Below are 15112 nucleotides of genomic sequence, written 5' to 3'. Positions count from 1 at the left end.
CAGGATCATGACCACACATTCGCGCGGCGTTTCCGCAACGATCGACCCGGTGAAGCTCGACAGGCTGGCGGAAGTCGCCATCAAGGTCGGGCTGCAATTGCAGCCGGGGCAGGATCTGGTGCTGACCTCGTCGATCGCAGCCCTGCCGCTGACCAGGCGCATCGTCGAGCACGCCTACAAGGCCGGCGCCGGGCTGGTAACGCCGATCTTCAACGATGACGAGATCACGCTGGCGCGCTTCCGCTACGGGGCGGATGCCGGCTTCGACCGCGCCGCCGGCTGGATGTATGAAGGCATGGCGAAGGCCTTTTCCAACAATGCGGCGCGGCTTGCCGTGCGCGGCGAGGACCCGTCGCTGTTGTCGGCGCAGGACCCGGCGAAAGTGGCGCGCGCCAACAAGGCGAACTCGATGGCCTACCAGCCGGCGCTGGAAAAGATCACCGGCTTCGACATCAACTGGAACATCGTCGCCTACCCGGATCTCGCCTGGGCAAAACAGGTCTTCCCCGGCGATGCCGACGATGTCGCCGTGGTGAAGCTCGCCGATGCGATCTTTTCGGCATCACGGGTCGATGTGGAAGACCCGATCGCAAACTGGACGGCGCACAATGCAGCGCTGCGCGGCCGCACAAAGTGGCTGAACGAGCACAATTTCCATGATCTGCATTTCAGCGGCCCGGGCACCGACCTCACCGTCGGGCTGGCCGATGGCCATGAATGGATGGGCGGCGCCTCGACCGCCAAGAACGGCGTCACCTGCAATCCGAACATCCCGACCGAGGAGGTCTTCACCACGCCGCATGCACGGCGCGTCTCCGGCCATGTCTCCTCGACCAAGCCGCTGTCCTACCAGGGCACGCTGATCGATGATATCTCGGTGCGTTTCGAAGAGGGTAGGATCGTCGAGGCCAAGGCTTCGAAGGGCGAGGACGTGCTGAAGAAAGTGCTCGACACCGACGAGGGTTCGCGCCGGCTCGGCGAGGTGGCGCTGGTGCCGCATTCCTCGCCGATCTCGGCCAGCGGCCTGCTGTTCTTCAACACGCTGTTCGACGAGAACGCCGCCTGCCACATCGCGCTCGGGCAGTGCTATTCAAAATGCTTCGTCGACGGCGCCTCGCTCAGCCAGGACGAAATCGCCCAGCGCGGCGGCAACAAGAGTTTTATCCACATCGACTGGATGATCGGCTCGGACAAGATCGACATAGACGGCGTGCACAAGGATGGCCGCAAGGTGCCGGTGATGCGCAAGGGCGAGTGGGCGTAAGCTCGCGGAGGGCGGATGGGTTTCGACCTGACGGTCAAGCGAATTTACGAAGCACCCGCGCCCGATGACGGGCAGCGGGTGCTGGTCGATCGCATCTGGCCGCGCGGCATCAGCAAGGAGGATGCCGCGCTGACGCTGTGGCTGAAGGAGATCGCGCCGAGCGATGAATTGCGGAGGTGGTTCGGACATGAGCCGGCGCGATGGGCGGAGTTTCAGGTGCGGTATTCGGTCGAGCTGGATGGGAATAGAGAAGCGGTGGCGAAACTGCGTGGCTTGCTCGGCAAGGCCAAGGTGACGCTGCTTTATGGCGCGCATGACGAGGCGCATAACAATGCGGTGGCGTTGGCGGGGTATTTGCGCGGGACGGGTTGAGAGACAGCGAACCGCTGCATACGCCGCAAGCGAAAGCCTTCACAATTAGCGATCGCCCTCCACGCGTTCGTCATCCTCGTGTCTGCGCTGCGTCGCTTCGCTCCTTGCTACGCCATAGGCTGACGAGGCAGGGCTACGCTACTTCACCACCCCTTCATAAGCCTCCGGCTTGAACCCCACCAAAATCTCATCCCCGACCTCGAGCACCGGGCGCTTGATCATCGTCGGGTTGGCCAGCATCAGCTTCCTGGCCTTCTTCTCGTCGAGCCCTTGCTTGTGCTTGTCGGGCAGTTCGCGGAAGGTCGTGCTGCCCTTGTTGAGCAGCTTTTCCCAGCCAACCTTGCCGATCCATCCATCCAGTCTGCCCACCTCTATCCCCTCGGCCCGGTAGTCGTGAAAACGGTAAGGCACATCGTGGCCCTCCAGCCAGGTGCGCGCCTTCCTGATCGTGTCGCAGGTGGTGATGCCGTACATGGTGATCGTCAAAACGCACTTCCCTTGGGCTGGTGGTCGAATCCGCCGGACAGCCTAAAACCGTCCTTCCCGCTTTGCCAGCACCCCGGTCACATCAGCCCATTTTTAGGGCTTGCCAATACTAAGGAATTTTCCTAAGTATCTTTCTATACCCGTCGACGGACCTCAGGATCGCCCATGCCAAGCCTCCACGCCCCAACTACAAGTCTCCCGCCGATCGACGGCATCTTCCGCGCGCTGGCTGACCCGACGCGGCGGCGCGTGGTCGAGCGGTTGAACCGCAGTCCGGCCTCGGTCAGCGAGTTGGCGCAGCCTTTCGAGATGGCGCTGCCTTCCTTCATCGAGCATCTGAAAGTGCTGGAAGGCTGCGGTCTGGTGCGATCGGAAAAAATCGGCCGCACCAGGACCTATCAGCTGGCGCCCGAACCGCTGCAGCTCGCCGAAAACTGGCTGGCCGAACAGCGCACGCTGTGGGAGCGCCGACTCAATCAATTCGACGCCTATGTGATGAGCCTCAAGGAGCAAGAAAAGTGAGCTATCCCTTCAAGCCCGACCCCAGACTGGACCTTGTGCTGGAGCGGAAGCTCGACGCGCCGCGCGAACTCTTGTGGAGCGCGATGACGGTGCCGGAGCATGTCAAGCAATGGTTCACGCCCAAGCCCTGGCTGATCACCGATTGCGAGATCGACCTTCGTCCGGGCGGACTGTTCCGGACGCGCATGCAATCGCCCGACGGCAAGGAGGTCAACGACCGCCATTGCTGCTATCTCGAGATCGTGCCGAACGAGCGGCTGGTGTGGACCGATGCGCTGCTGCCGGGCTATCGGCCCTCCGGCGAGCCCTTCATCACCGCAGTCATTTCGCTTCAGTCGGATGACAAGGGCACGCGCTACACGGCAACGGCCATCCATCGCGACGAGGCTACCCGCAACAATCATGAAGAGATGGGGTTCTTCGACGGCTGGGGCACGGTGGCCGATCAGTTGGCGCAGTATGTGAAGACCATTTGAGCTTTTCCCACTGCGGCCAGGACTTTGTCCCGGCCGCCTGGTTTTTGGGTCGTGCAGCGAAGTGCGCCGGAACCCTACGGCACCCGGGCTCAGTAGTAGAAGCGCTCTTCGGTGATCTTGCCGTTCTTGACCGTGTACAGGCCAACCTCGTCCATGGTGACCCGTTCGCCGGTCGCCTTGGGCGTTATGTCGAACTTGAAGCGCACCGCGAACTGGTCGCCGTTGACATAGGGGCCTTCGACAGAGCCGCCATGGACTTCGTGGTTCTCTTGCCACCATTCGCCCTTTTGCCTGAGAGCCTCCTTGCCACGGGCGATGGCCATCGGCCCCTCCATGGCTTCGAGGCTGACGATATCATCGGCATTGTACTTTTCACCAGCACCCAGGTGATCCCCCTGCTGGAGCATTTCAGTGAAATCCTTGGCAACATCCGCGATGGTCATGTGTGTTCCTCCTGTTCAGACTGGTTTGAAGTAGGGAAGCGCTTGCCGGCCCGCCACCTTTACCCGCACGACAGCTGACAAGGTGTGTCAGGACGATGATATAGCGCGGCTGTGTGACGACGATTGCGGCGGCGTCGGACAGCGACTTCGGTTGCAGACAAAAGCCAATTCCGCAATGCTGGGTGCATGTGCAACCTCTACAACATCACGACGACGCAAGAGGCGGTCCGCCAATGGACCCGCACATTGCGCGATATCAGCGGCAACCTCGAACCTTCGCTTGATGTCTATCCCAATCAACCTGGGCTTGTCGTTCGCAACAGGACGGATGGGGAGCGTGAACTGGCGAAACTGCTTTGGGGGTTGCCAACGCCGCCCGAGCGCATGAAAGGTAAGGCCGACTACGGCACCACCAACGTTCGCAATCCGCAATATTCGCACTGGCAGCAATATGTGGGCGTCGAGCACAGATGTGTCGTGCCGGTGACCAGCTTTGCCGAGCCCAGCCCTGCGGCGAACGATAAAGACCCGGAAACAGGAATCCAGCGAAATTACTGGTTTGCCCGTGGCGAGAGCCGGCCGCTGTTCTTCTTCGCTGGTTTCTGGACGTCTTGGCAGGGCGTGCGAAAGGTCAAGGACGGTCCCGGCGACTTCGAGCTATACGCCTTCATGACCACCAAGCCTAATGCTCTCATTGCGCCGATACATGAGAAGGCTATGCCCGTGATCCTCACCACGCCGGAGGAAACCGAGGCTTGGCTGACGGCGCCATGGTCGGAAGCACGGCGTTTGCAGCGGACGGCGCCCAACGACGCGTTGGTGATCGTTGAGAAGCCAGCCACACAGATCAAGTTCCCACCACAGGCCCCGGCCCAAGGGTCTCTGTTTTAGCCCGAAATCGGCTCTCCTCAATCGTCGTCTCGCCAGATTACCCGGCGAACCATGCGGATTTCGACAAGACGTCTGACGCGAATTTTAAGGCGTTCAGCAGCGCTTGGCAGAATGATGCCTGCATCGAGCTCACGACCTTTGCAGCGCTCGCACCGCATGTGCCGCTCCACATCCCAAAAGGGGATATCACCAAACAGCTTTGCGAGATCGCCAGGCAGATAGTGTCGAGTGATGTTGCAGTTCCGACATCGAACACGAATTAGCTGCCCGACTTCATGCGCCAAGCAGAGGGTTTGCACATTTCGGCGCGGTCGGGTGCTTAGTTCGGGCATCCCGCAAAGTAGGAATATGTTCCTTTGCGAGTCAATTCACACTTAATTCCACCTTGGCGATCTTCACAGCAGGTTAAATCCAACCGTCGATGAAGGGTTTGGGTTGGATCAGCTTGGCAGCATAGGGCAGTTGGCACCACGGCGCAGGCTAATATGCGCCACGTCGCCGACGCTGAATTGAAAGCCCTCGGCCTGGCGAGGCGCATCGATCACCACCGGCAATCCCTGCCCCAGCTCAGCATGCAGCCGCAGCGTGCGGCCGTGGAAGACGATGGAGTTGACGCGCGCCGGCGCGGTGCCGGCGGCGGCATCGGTGGTGGCCAGCAAGTCCTCGGGGCGAACGCCGATGGTGCGCTCAGTGCCTTCGCCGGGTGTGTCGCCGGTTTCAGATGTTGCTTCCAGCGAAAGCCCGCCAGCGGCGAAGCGCAGGCGGTCGCCGTCGCGGCCGATGAAGCGCGATTGCAAGAGGTTCATGGTGCCGATGAAGCTTGCGACGAATTTCGTCGCCGGCCGGTCGTAAAGCGTAGCCGGCGGCGCGATCTGCTCGATGCGGCCCTTGTTCATGACGACGATGCGGTCGGAGATCGACAGCGCTTCGGTCTGGTCGTGGGTGACCATGACGAAGGTGGTGCCGAGCCGCGACTGCAGCCGCTTCAGTTCGACCTGCATCTGTTCGCGCAGATGCGCATCGAGCGCCGACAGCGGTTCATCGAGCAACAGAACGCGCGGCTCGCAGACTATGGCTCGGGCGAGCGCGACGCGCTGGCGCTGGCCACCCGACAGTTCGGAAACGCGGGCGCCGAGCTTGTCGGCGAGGCCGACCATGTCGAGGGCTTCGCGGACGCGCTTTGCCTGCTCGGCGCCGGACAGTTTGCGCAGCGACAGGCCGAAGCCGACATTCTCGGCGACGTTCATATGCGGGAACAGCGCATAATCCTGGAACACGGTGTTGACGGGACGGTCGAACGGCCTGAGCGCGGTGATGTCGCGACCATCGAGCAGCACCTTGCCGCTCGACGGGCTCTCGAAACCGGCAATGACGCGCAGGCTGGTGGTCTTGCCGCAGCCCGAGGGCCCGAGCAGGGTGATGAACTCGCCGCTGATAATGTCGAGATCGACGGCGTCGAGCCCGACAATGCCGCCGGGGAAAACCTTCGAGACCGTGTCCAGGCGTACCAGCGCATCAGGCGCCATCGCGAACCTCGGACGGCTTGGTGGTGTTGACCCAGAGGATCTGGCAAGGCTCGGTGCCGGGATTGCGGAAGGCGTGCAGAAGCGTGCTCTTGAAGGCAAAGGAGTCGCCGCTCTTCAGCACGTATTTTGTCGAGTCCACCACCAGTTCGACCTCGCCCGACAGGACATAGCCGAACTCGTGACCGATATGCGCGTAGGCTTCCGCCGTGCCGCCATCGGCTTCCACGGTCACCAAGAGGCCGGTCAGCGCCGCGCCCGGCGGCGACAGCAGCGCCTTGGCGATGCCTTCCGACTTGACCGGGAGCTGCCGCCTTTTGTCGGCGCGCACGCAATAGAGATCGTTGGCGGCTTCGTTGCCGTCGGTGATCAGCGCCGAAGGCTCGATGTCGAGCGCGGCCGCAAGCGGCCAGATCACCTTGACGCGCAGCGAAGACAGGCCGCGCTCGATCTGGCTCAGCGCACCGATGGAGACGCCGGCTTTTGCTGCCAGCTCGGCCAGCGACAAATTGCGCTCCAGCCGCAGCGCCCGCACGCGCCGGCCGACGCGGATGTCGGCGTCGGCCTTTGGTTTCGCTTCGTCAAGCATGTCCATCAGTTGGTCCTTGTTGCAGTCTTTGGCGCGGCGGCAAGACCCGCGGGCTTCAGGAGATTAGTCACAATTACCTGCCGTCGGCGCTGCCCCTCATTGTCCTGCCGGACATTTCTCCCTGTATAGTGACGGGGAGAAAGCGGCTGGTCGCAAACTCGGCGCCATTTTCTGCAACGTTTTGCGATTGGCGAAATCGCTGGTGATATCCCCCCTCTCCCCGTCACTATACGGGGAGAGGATGCCGGCAGGCAGGTGAGGGCAGCGCAACCGTCGGCGATGGATCCCTCACCCGCCCGCCTTCACTTTCTCGAACATCTTCGCCACATCGTCGTTCTGCTTCATCGGGCCGGTGAAGATGGTGGTCTTCAGCATCACCTCCGGGTCCGCCGGCAATTGCAGCTTGTCCAGTTCGTCCTTCGCCACGCCGGCGAAGGCGGTGCTCAGCGAGCTGCCATAGCCGTAGGCCTGGATCAGGTACTTACCCGAGTCGGCGTCGAGCCGGCTGTTGATGAAGTCATAGGCGAGGTCGACGTTTTTGGCGTCCTTGAGCACCACGAAGCCGCAGGCCCAGGTCAGCATGCCCTCCTTCGGCTTCATGAACTCGACCGGCACGCCCTGCTTCTTCAGCGAGGTTGCCGACGCGTTCCAGGTCATGGCGGCGACCAGCTGGCCGCTGGCCAGCGCCTGTTCGACCGAGGTCATGTCGGTGGTGTAGTTGGAGAGCAGGGGACGCTGCTCGCGCAACTTTTCCGCCACCTTGTCCATCTGCTCGGGCGTCATGTCGAAGGGGTTTACGCCGGCCAGAAGTGCGGCAACGATCGGGGTGTCATGCACGGCATCGATGGTCGCCATGCGGCCGGCATATTGCTTGTCCCACAGAAGGTTCCAGCTCGCTTCCGGGTTCTTCACCAGATCGGTGCGGTAGAGGATCGAGGTGTTGCCCCAGTCCCACGGCACCATCCAGACCTTGCCGTCGCCGGCCTGGATGTCGGGCAGGTTCTTGAACACCGGGAAGATCGAATCCCAGTTCTTGATGCGCTTGGTATCGATCGGCTGCAGCAGGCCTTCCTTGTTCCAGCGCGCCACCTTGTCGTAGCAGGGATGGGCGATATCGGGGCGGAAGCCGGCCTTGACCTTGGTGAAGGCATCGTCGTCGTCGCCGAAGATCGAGGCCTCGACGCCATCGGGATGGGCCGTCAGGAAGCTCTTGTTGAAGTCGGGCAGTTCATAGCCGGACCAGGTGAAATATTGCAGCTTGTCGGCGGCGAAGGCGACAGTCGACGACAGGACGATTGCAAGCGCGGCAAGCCCGGTGCGGGCTGTCTTTGCAGTGATCGATTTCGGGCCAGTGATCGATTTCAGCCCATTATTTGATTTCGGGTCGAATGCCATTTCGGTTCTCCTCTTTTGCTTTGTTATGGTTCAGGCTGGACTGTGGGCGCCGGCCGACGGGCTGTGCTCAGCCCGCGATGGCGCAGGATTTCGGCGATGCCGGCGATGATGACGGACACAGCAAGGATAGCTGTGCCCAGCGCCATCACGGTCGGCAGCGAGCGAGGAAAACGCAGTTGGCTCCAGATGTAGAGCGGCAGCGTCGGCTCGGTGCCGGCGAGGAAGAAGACGACGATGAACTCGTCGAAGGAAATCAGAAAGGCCAGCATGAAGGCCGAGACGATGGCCGGCAGCGAGAGCGGCAACATCACCCGCCGGAAGGTCGTCCAGTCGGAGGCGCCGAGATCGAGTGCGGCCTCGCGAATGGTTTTCGGAATGGCGGCAAACCGGCTGCGCATGATCACCACGGTGGTCGGCAGCGCCACCAGTATGTGGCCGAGAACGATGGCGATGCGCGACGGGCCGAGGCCGATGAGATTGACGAGGATCAGCAACGATATGCCGACGATGACGCCGGGGATCAGGATCGGCAGCCTGGAGATGGCGCTGATGGTGGCGGCGAGCGGCGAACGACCGTAGAGGTCCATATAGGAGACGGTGATGCCGCAGAGCGTGGCGCCGGCGGCGGCCACGACGCCAATGACGAGACTGTTCAAAAGCGCGCCGGACAGCGCCGGATTGCCATAGAGCGTGGCATACCATTCGAGCGTGAAGCCCTGCAGCGGAAACGCGGCCTGGATGGAGTTGTTGAAGGAAAACAGCGGGATCAACAGCACCGGCAGATAGAGGAAGACGAGATAGGCAAGCACATAGACGCCGAGCCAGCCGCGGCCATCATCTCTCCGCGCCGCGCTCATGTGCGGCTGCCGAATCTGCGGTCGGCGCCGCGTGCGACCAGCACCACGCAGAGGATGACCAGCATCACACAGACCGAGAGTGCGGCGCCGAACGGCCAGTCATTGGCCTTGCCGAACTGCGACTGGATCAATGTGCCGATCATGGTGCTGGCGGGACCGCCGACCATGGCCGGGGTGACATAGTCGCCGACCGTCGGCACAAAGACGACGAGGGCGGCCGCCAGAACGCCCGGCATCGAATTGGGCAAGACGACGCGGCGAAACGCCGTGAACGGTCTGGCGCCGAGATCGGAGGCGGCTTCGAGCAGTGATTTCGGGATGGTGTCCAGCGCCACATAGATCGGCAGGATGGCGAAGGGCGCATAGGCATGCGCCAGCGTGACGACCACCGCCGCCGGCGTGTTGAGGAAGGCCAGCGTCGGCTCCGACCAGATGCCGCTGTCGATCAGCGCCGAGTTCAAGACGCCGTTGTAGGCGAGCACGATCTTCCAGGCGAAGACGCGCAGGAGATAGCTGGTCCAGAACGGCAGGGTCACCAGAAACAAAAGCAGGCTGCGGCGGCGGCCGGCATAGAAAGCGAGATAGTAGGCGACGGGATAGGCGGTGACGACGGTCGCCAGCGTCACCAGGCCGGCGATCACCAGCGAGCGCAGCGTCACCGTCCAGTAGAGCGGATCGGAGACCACGGTGATGAAGTTGCCTGCCCTGAAGCCGGCGCCGAGCAGCGAACCGTCATTGCCGCGAAGTGAGAGGAAGAGCACAAGGCCAAGGGCAAACAGGATCAGGAACAAGGTGACCAGCCCGCCCGGCAGCAACATGGCGAAGCGGAAGCCTCGGGACGACCCTGCCGGCGCTTCTGTTGCAACGATGCTCGACATCGGACTGCTCAACGGAAATATGAAATCGGCTTAGCTTTTTTCATATTTGTGAAACTGTCAAGCTGAATCCACGAGGCCTAGGCGACCGGCACCCAATCAGCGCTCGAAGGCGTCGAGCATCCGGTACCAGGCGATGGTCGCGGCGACGCCGACCTGGCGGAAGGCGTGGAACGGGATCGGCCGGACCGGCGACAGCGGGAACGGCAATTGATTGACATCGCCGCCCGCGAGGTAGCCCGCCATGCGTTTTCCCAGCGCGGTCATCAGGCCGACGCCCCTGCCCTGGCAACCAACCACGGCGAGCAGGCCCTTTTCCGGCTCATGGATGTGCGGCAGGTGATCCGGTGTCATCGCCACGCGGCCGAACCAGCGCTTCTCGATGACGACATCGGAGAGCGCCGGATAGAGCCGCACCAGCGCGTGCTGCAGATGCGCCCAGTCGGCCTCGCTCCTCGGCCGCGCCATGCGGCCGCGGCCGCCAAGCACCAGATGGCCGTCGGCTGTTTTGCGGTAGTAGACGAGAATGCGCCTGGAGTCGGACACCGCCTGCCCTTCCGGCAGGATCGTCGCCGCAAGGTTGGATGACAGCGGCGCGGTCGCGACCTGGAAGGAATGCAGCGGCACGATCGTTTCCGCGAGGCCCGGAAGCAGTCCATCGGTATAGGCGTTCGTCGCCAGGACAACCGCTTTCGCCCGCACCTCGGCGCCGCTTTCGGTTGAGACACGCCAAAGGCCGGCCTCCTTGCGGAGTTTCACCACCTTCTGCCGCTCGGCAATGCTGGCGCCGGCGGCGGCGGCGATGCGCGCCAGTTCCACTGTATAGGCGAGCGGATCGATGATGCCGGCGCGGCGGTCGAGCCAGCCGCCGAGATAGCCTTGCGCGCCGGTCATATCGGCGATCTCGCTTTCATTCAGAAGCCGGACATCGGCGCCACGCGCCCGCCATTGACCATCCCTGTTCGCCGCCGCTTTCAATGCGGTTTCGGTATGCGCGGCCTGGATCCAGCCCTTGCGGGTGAGCGGCACCGCCAGCTTTTCGTCGCGGATGAGATCGAACACCGTATCCGCCGCCGAGGCGGCGAAATCGACCAGCGCTTGGCCACGCTCGGGGCCGAAATGCTCGAGCAGCCATTCGGGATCATATTTCAGGCCGGGAATGACCTGGCCGCCATTGAGGCCCGAGGCGCCCTGGCCGATCTCGCCAGCCTCCAGCACCTGTACACCGAGACCGAGCCGGGCTGCGTGCAAGGCGGTCGACAGGCCCATGAAGCCGCCGCCGACGATGGCAACGTCGACCGGCGCAGTGACGAGCAACTGGAAGGCGGATGCGGTCTGCGGCTTCTGCCAGATCGGAACGGAAAACGGTGCGGGCAAGGCTTCACCTGGAGTATGCGGAAAATGAAAATTCTAGTGCCAGTTTCATTTTTTTGAAAGAGCGGGCCTCATGTCAGAACCGACAATTGCCTGCGCCACGGGATAGACCTTTGGCGTGAATCCGGTGAAAGTGCAGCGGCCCAGCTGCCATCTCGATCATCGAAGGACCGTAAGCCATGACGAACCCAACGCAGCTTCCCGCCGACGGGCTCTTCATCGGCCGAGCCAGGGCAAGCGATGCCTCGCATCCGCTGGTGGTCACCGTGCGCGACGGCATCGTTTTCGACGTCACCTCGACCACCGCACCCACAGTGCGCGACATCTGCGAGATGGCCGATCCGGCCGGACACGTGCGCTCTGCCAAGGGCGAACCGATCGGCTCGCTCGACGCGATCGCCGCCAACAGTTTTCAGGCCACCCGCGATCCGGCAAAACCCTATCTGCTCTCGCCTGTCGACCTGCAGGCGGTGAAGGCGTCGGGCGTGACCTTCGTGGTCAGCCTGCTCGAACGCGTCATCGAGGAGCAGGCGCGCGGCTCGGCGGAAAAGGCCGACGCCATCCGCGCCGACATTGCCGGGCTGATCGGCCACGATCTGTCCAAGCTGAAGCCCGGCTCGCCCGAAGCGATGGAGATCAAGGCCAAGCTCATCCAGCGCGGCGCCTGGTCGCAATATCTGGAAGTCGGCATCGGCCCCGACGCCGAGATCTTCACCAAATGCCAGCCGATGGCGTCCGTCGGCTTCGGCGCCGATGTCGGGCTGCATCCTGTCTCCACCTGGAACAACCCCGAGCCGGAGATCGCCATGATCGCCGCCAGCACCGGCAGGATCGTCGGCGCGACCATCGGCAACGACGTCAATCTGCGCGACGTCGAGGGACGCTCGGCGCTGCTGCTCGGCAAGGCCAAGGACAACAATGCCTCGGCCTCGCTTGGGCCCTTCATCCGGTTGTTCGACGCAAGCTTTTCCATCGACGATGTCAAGCGCGCCACGGTGCGGCTGAAGGTCGAGGGCGAGGACGGGTTTTCGCTGGAGGGCGCGAGCTCGATGGCCGAGATCAGCCGTTCGCCCGAAGAACTGGTCGCGGCCGCCATGGGGCCGCACCACCAGTATCCCGACGGCTTGGCGCTTTATCTCGGCACCATGTTCGTGCCGTCGAAGGATCGCGGCGAGAAGGGCAAGGGATTCACCCACAAGATCGGCGACATCGTCACCATCTCGTCGGAGAAATTCGGCGCGCTGGTGAACCGCGTGCTTCTGTCGCCCGATTGCCCGCACTGGACCTACGGCGCCAGCCATCTCATGCGGGACCTCGCCAAGGCCGACCTGATCTGATTTCGGAGCAGCGGGACGAACGGATAGCCGATAAACGTTCGTATCCGGTCCCTGTAAGCCGTTTGTTAGCGGAATCCGGGTGACTGTATCGGAAATTCGCTCCAGGATCGGGGCGCGGTCTGTGGGGGCCGAATCGCATGCTCGGTTTGCCGATGATATCGGTGCGCAATCTCGCCATGCGTTATGGCGGCGTTGTCGCGCTCAGGGATATGAACCTGTCTGTCGGACAGGGGACCATCCATGCTGTCGTCGGTGAAAGCGGCGCCGGAAAGTCGACGCTGGTGAAGGTGCTTGCCGGCGTGCTCCGGCCCGACAGCGGCACCATCCGCGTCGGCGACCAGATGGTCACCGTCGACAGCCCGATCGCTGCACGCAAGCACAGCTTCGGCGTCGTCCACCAGGGGCTCGGCCTGTTTGCCGACCGCTCGGTGCTGGCCAATCTGTTCGTCAATCGCGAGCCGTTGCGCAATGGCTTCGTCTCCAGGCGCGAGATGGAGGCACGCAGCCGCACCTTGCTTCGGCAACTCAAGCTCGACGTCGATGTCCACGCTCCTGTGGGCCAACTCGGCATGGGCGAACGGCAATATGTCGAACTCGGCCGCGCAATTCTGGAAGGCCCGAGGCTGCTGATCCTCGATGAACCGAATTCTGCGCTCGACCGGCGCCAGACCGAGCACCTGTTCACCGTACTAAGTGACCTCAAGGCCAAGGGCACGAGCGTGCTCTATGTCTCGCACCGGCTGGAGGATGTGTTTGCGATCGCAGACCAGGTCACCGTGATGCGCAACGGCCGTGACGTGCTGACAAGTGGGCGCTCGGCGTTGAGCGAAGCCGATGTGATCGACGCCATGATCGGCCAGCAGCGCGGCAGCCTGTTCCCGCCTGCACTGCCGGCCAATGCCAGCACGATAAGGCCGCGGATCACGGTGGAGGGTCTGAGCGGCGGCCGGATTTCCGGCGTCAGCTTCACCGCCCGCTCCGGCGAGATCCTCGGCTTGGCCGGGCTTGAGGGGTCGGGCGTTGAAGACCTGTTCGAGATGCTGTTTGGCCTGCGCGAGGCGCAAAGCGGCAGGGTGCGGCTCCCCGACGGCTACGGCTTGCCTGGAAATCCGACCGAAGCGGCGCGGCGCGGCATCGGCCTGGTGCCGGCCAACCGCCTGTGCAACGGCCTGATGCCCGACCGGTCGCTGGCCTTCAACATAGGCAACATCGCTACCGGCGCCCGCAACTGGGGGTCTCGCCGCTACTCGCCCAAGGCCGCGATCGCCGCCGCCGCAAGGCAGATCGATGCGCTGCGCATCAAGGGCCTGCCGGACGCGCCGGTGAATTCGCTGCTGGCCGGCGATCAGCAGAAGATCGTAATCGCCAAATGGCTGGAGACGGCGCCGCAAGTGCTGCTCCTAGACAATCCGGCTGGCGGTATCGAGGCGGCTGCCAAGCGCAAGATCTATGCGCTGATCCGGCAGATGGCGGCCAATGGCTGTATCGTTTTGCTGCGTTCGGTCGAGCCGTCCGAACTGACCAACCTCAGCAACCGCGTCCTTGTCTTCCACCGCGGCCGGGTCGCCGGCGAGCTGTCCGGCGCCGAGATGAAGCGAAGGACAGTGCTGCAACTGACCACCACCGGCGAGATGCCGGAGGCGGAGCGGCCGAAAAAGAAACTCGTGGGAGCCATGGCATGACACGATTGGATCCCATGCTACAGCTTGCCGGTTCGGCTGCCCACCCGAAGCGCAGCCTTCACCTGCCCGTCGAACTCAGGCCGCTCATCGGGCTCGTTGTCCTTGTGGCGATTACAGGCTTTGCCCGGCCGGATTTCCTCGACGAGGCCAATGTGCTGTCGTTGCTGGAAACCGCTGCGTATCCCGGCATGCTGGCGATCGGCATGGTGTTCGTGCTCGCACTCCGCGAGATCGACCTTTCCGTCGGCTGGATATTCCATCTCGCGGCCCTTCTCACCGCATTCCTTCTGGCCGCCGGCATCGACCCGTGGCTTGCCGCCCTTTCCGGCGTGCTGCTCGGCGCCGGGCTCGGCCTCGTCAACGGCCTGCTGGTGGTGGCGCTGCGACTGCCGGCCATCGTCGTTACGCTGGGCACCTTTGCAATGTTCCGGGGCCTGGCGGCGGTGGCCGTCAAGATGCAAGCGACAGCTCCGGCCAGCCCAGGCGGCGACTTCTTTGAGATCGTTCACGGCAAGCTGTTCGGCCTTGTGCCGACGGCTGTCTTTGTCTTCGTCACAATGGCGGTGGTGATGCACCTCGTGCTTCACCGCAGCCGCTTCGGCTACCGGATCCAGGCCGTCGGCAGCAATCCGCAGGCGGCGCTCTATGCCGGCATCCCGACAGGTGCTGTGCGGCTGCAGACGCTGGTGCTGATGGGCATCGTCTCGGGGCTGGCGGGCGCGCTGTGGCTTGGCTCTCCCGTTACCGACGTCGACCAAGGCGGCGGTTTCGTGCTGATGGCGATTGCCGCGGCGATCATCGGCGGCACCTCGCTTTCCGGCGGGCGCGGCACCGTCTTCGGTGCGGTGATCGGCATGCTGATCGTCCAGGTCATCTTGAGCGGCGTGACCCTGTTCGGCATCGACGCCGCATGGAGCCCCTTCGTGATCGGCGCGGTGATGGTGCTGGCGCTCGCGCTCGACCGGCTGGCCAAGGTGCTGCGCAACCGCCAGGCCGAGCGCTTTCAGGAAAATCCGCGCGCCTGAG

General features: G+C 63.4%; 16 protein-coding genes. 8 read left to right on the top strand and 8 right to left on the bottom strand.

Annotated features, from left to right (window positions below):
- Nucleotides 1-7 precede the first annotated feature (7 nt).
- Nucleotides 8-1264, top strand: a complete 1257-nt coding sequence (locus NKJ80_RS23795; protein ID WP_352498410.1) for an aminopeptidase — start codon at nt 8-10, stop codon at nt 1262-1264.
- Nucleotides 1265-1279: 15 nt separating this feature from the next.
- Nucleotides 1280-1636, top strand: a complete 357-nt coding sequence (locus tag NKJ80_RS23790; protein WP_023834820.1) for a DUF488 domain-containing protein — start codon at nt 1280-1282, stop codon at nt 1634-1636.
- 138 nt (nt 1637-1774) lie between these two features.
- On the opposite strand, the gene NKJ80_RS23785 is transcribed toward NKJ80_RS23790, so the two are convergent.
- Nucleotides 1775-2122 (bottom strand): ArsC family reductase, encoded by a 348-nt coding sequence (locus NKJ80_RS23785; RefSeq protein ID WP_023687095.1) that lies wholly within the window; start codon nt 2120-2122, stop codon nt 1775-1777.
- 165 nt (nt 2123-2287) lie between these two features.
- Here NKJ80_RS23785 and NKJ80_RS23780 point away from each other — a divergent pair, with 165 nt between their 5' ends.
- Together NKJ80_RS23780 and NKJ80_RS23775 are read left to right on the top strand one after the other, a co-directional pair.
- On the top strand, nt 2288-2644 hold the full coding sequence (locus NKJ80_RS23780; protein WP_023684392.1) for an ArsR/SmtB family transcription factor: 357 nt from the start codon (nt 2288-2290) through the stop codon (nt 2642-2644).
- On the top strand, nt 2641-3120 hold the full coding sequence (locus NKJ80_RS23775; RefSeq protein WP_023668501.1) for an SRPBCC family protein: 480 nt from the start codon (nt 2641-2643) through the stop codon (nt 3118-3120). The genes NKJ80_RS23780 and NKJ80_RS23775 overlap by 4 nt, the downstream gene beginning before the upstream one ends.
- Nucleotides 3121-3209: 89 nt before the next feature.
- On the opposite strand, the gene NKJ80_RS23770 is transcribed toward NKJ80_RS23775, so the two are convergent.
- Nucleotides 3210-3563: a nuclear transport factor 2 family protein gene (locus NKJ80_RS23770; RefSeq protein ID WP_023684393.1), complete on the bottom strand. Its 354-nt coding sequence runs from the start codon at nt 3561-3563 to the stop codon at nt 3210-3212.
- A gap of 186 nt (nt 3564-3749) precedes the next feature.
- Between NKJ80_RS23770 and NKJ80_RS23765 the strand changes: the two genes are divergently transcribed.
- On the top strand, nt 3750-4454 hold the full coding sequence (locus NKJ80_RS23765; RefSeq protein WP_023684394.1) for an SOS response-associated peptidase: 705 nt from the start codon (nt 3750-3752) through the stop codon (nt 4452-4454).
- Between the two features lie 440 nt (nt 4455-4894).
- Here the strand turns inward: NKJ80_RS23765 and NKJ80_RS23760 are convergent, their stop codons facing one another.
- The 6 genes from NKJ80_RS23760 to NKJ80_RS23735 all read right to left on the bottom strand — a co-directional run bounded on the left by NKJ80_RS23760 (nt 4895) and on the right by NKJ80_RS23735 (nt 11070).
- Nucleotides 4895-5980 carry an ABC transporter ATP-binding protein gene (locus tag NKJ80_RS23760; protein WP_023687090.1) on the bottom strand — a complete coding sequence of 362 codons (1086 nt, stop codon included), beginning with the start codon at nt 5978-5980 and terminating at the stop codon, nt 4895-4897.
- Nucleotides 5970-6572 carry a helix-turn-helix domain-containing protein gene (locus NKJ80_RS23755; protein ID WP_352498409.1) on the bottom strand — a complete coding sequence of 201 codons (603 nt, stop codon included), beginning with the start codon at nt 6570-6572 and terminating at the stop codon, nt 5970-5972. The genes NKJ80_RS23760 and NKJ80_RS23755 overlap by 11 nt, the downstream gene beginning before the upstream one ends.
- 282 nt (nt 6573-6854) lie before the next feature.
- Nucleotides 6855-7961, bottom strand: a complete 1107-nt coding sequence (locus tag NKJ80_RS23750; protein ID WP_352498408.1) for an ABC transporter substrate-binding protein — start codon at nt 7959-7961, stop codon at nt 6855-6857.
- Nucleotides 7962-7984: 23 nt separating this feature from the next.
- Nucleotides 7985-8818, bottom strand: coding sequence for an ABC transporter permease (locus NKJ80_RS23745; protein WP_352498407.1), 834 nt, complete (start codon nt 8816-8818; stop codon nt 7985-7987).
- The gene (locus tag NKJ80_RS23740; protein WP_352498406.1) at nt 8815-9696 is read right to left on the bottom strand and encodes an ABC transporter permease; all 882 of its coding nucleotides are present in this window, start codon (nt 9694-9696) and stop codon (nt 8815-8817) included. Before NKJ80_RS23740 ends, NKJ80_RS23745 begins: the two co-directional genes overlap by 4 nt.
- A gap of 96 nt (nt 9697-9792) precedes the next feature.
- Nucleotides 9793-11070, bottom strand: coding sequence for an NAD(P)/FAD-dependent oxidoreductase (locus tag NKJ80_RS23735; RefSeq protein WP_023747935.1), 1278 nt, complete (start codon nt 11068-11070; stop codon nt 9793-9795).
- Between the two features lie 176 nt (nt 11071-11246).
- On the opposite strand from NKJ80_RS23735, the gene NKJ80_RS23730 reads away from it, so the two are divergent.
- From NKJ80_RS23730 to NKJ80_RS23720, 3 genes are all read left to right on the top strand, one after another.
- On the top strand, nt 11247-12404 hold the full coding sequence (locus tag NKJ80_RS23730) for a fumarylacetoacetate hydrolase family protein (RefSeq protein ID WP_023684401.1): 1158 nt from the start codon (nt 11247-11249) through the stop codon (nt 12402-12404).
- 137 nt (nt 12405-12541) lie between these two features.
- A complete protein-coding gene (locus NKJ80_RS23725; RefSeq protein WP_352498405.1) occupies nt 12542-14086 on the top strand; it encodes a sugar ABC transporter ATP-binding protein in 1545 nt (514 codons plus the stop codon).
- Complete coding sequence (locus tag NKJ80_RS23720) at nt 14083-15111, top strand: ABC transporter permease (protein WP_196813737.1); 1029 nt, start codon at nt 14083-14085, stop codon at nt 15109-15111. Before NKJ80_RS23725 ends, NKJ80_RS23720 begins: the two co-directional genes overlap by 4 nt.
- Nucleotide 15112 lies beyond the last annotated feature (1 nt).

This window comes from Mesorhizobium sp. M0030, assembly GCF_040323695.1.
In the GTDB taxonomy this organism is placed as follows: domain Bacteria; phylum Pseudomonadota; class Alphaproteobacteria; order Rhizobiales; family Rhizobiaceae; genus Mesorhizobium.
This window is presented reverse-complemented; position numbering and strand designations above follow the sequence as displayed.

Bases quoted from the DNA above. Each gene is read 5' to 3' on its own strand.
- NKJ80_RS23795 (WP_352498410.1), top strand. From the start codon at position 8: ATGACCACACATTCGCGCGGCGTTTCCGCAACGATCGACCCGGTGAAG.
- NKJ80_RS23790 (WP_023834820.1), top strand. From the start codon at position 1,280: ATGGGTTTCGACCTGACGGTCAAGCGAATTTACGAAGCACCCGCGCCC.
- NKJ80_RS23780 (WP_023684392.1), top strand. From the start codon at position 2,288: ATGCCAAGCCTCCACGCCCCAACTACAAGTCTCCCGCCGATCGACGGC.
- NKJ80_RS23770 (WP_023684393.1), bottom strand. From the start codon at position 3,563: ATGACCATCGCGGATGTTGCCAAGGATTTCACTGAAATGCTCCAGCAG.
- NKJ80_RS23765 (WP_023684394.1), top strand. From the start codon at position 3,750: ATGTGCAACCTCTACAACATCACGACGACGCAAGAGGCGGTCCGCCAA.
- NKJ80_RS23760 (WP_023687090.1), bottom strand. From the start codon at position 5,980: ATGGCGCCTGATGCGCTGGTACGCCTGGACACGGTCTCGAAGGTTTTC.
- NKJ80_RS23755 (WP_352498409.1), bottom strand. From the start codon at position 6,572: ATGGACATGCTTGACGAAGCGAAACCAAAGGCCGACGCCGACATCCGC.
- NKJ80_RS23750 (WP_352498408.1), bottom strand. From the start codon at position 7,961: ATGGCATTCGACCCGAAATCAAATAATGGGCTGAAATCGATCACTGGC.
- NKJ80_RS23745 (WP_352498407.1), bottom strand. From the start codon at position 8,818: ATGAGCGCGGCGCGGAGAGATGATGGCCGCGGCTGGCTCGGCGTCTAT.
- NKJ80_RS23740 (WP_352498406.1), bottom strand. From the start codon at position 9,696: ATGTCGAGCATCGTTGCAACAGAAGCGCCGGCAGGGTCGTCCCGAGGC.
- NKJ80_RS23730 (WP_023684401.1), top strand. From the start codon at position 11,247: ATGACGAACCCAACGCAGCTTCCCGCCGACGGGCTCTTCATCGGCCGA.
- NKJ80_RS23725 (WP_352498405.1), top strand. From the start codon at position 12,542: ATGCTCGGTTTGCCGATGATATCGGTGCGCAATCTCGCCATGCGTTAT.
- NKJ80_RS23720 (WP_196813737.1), top strand. From the start codon at position 14,083: ATGACACGATTGGATCCCATGCTACAGCTTGCCGGTTCGGCTGCCCAC.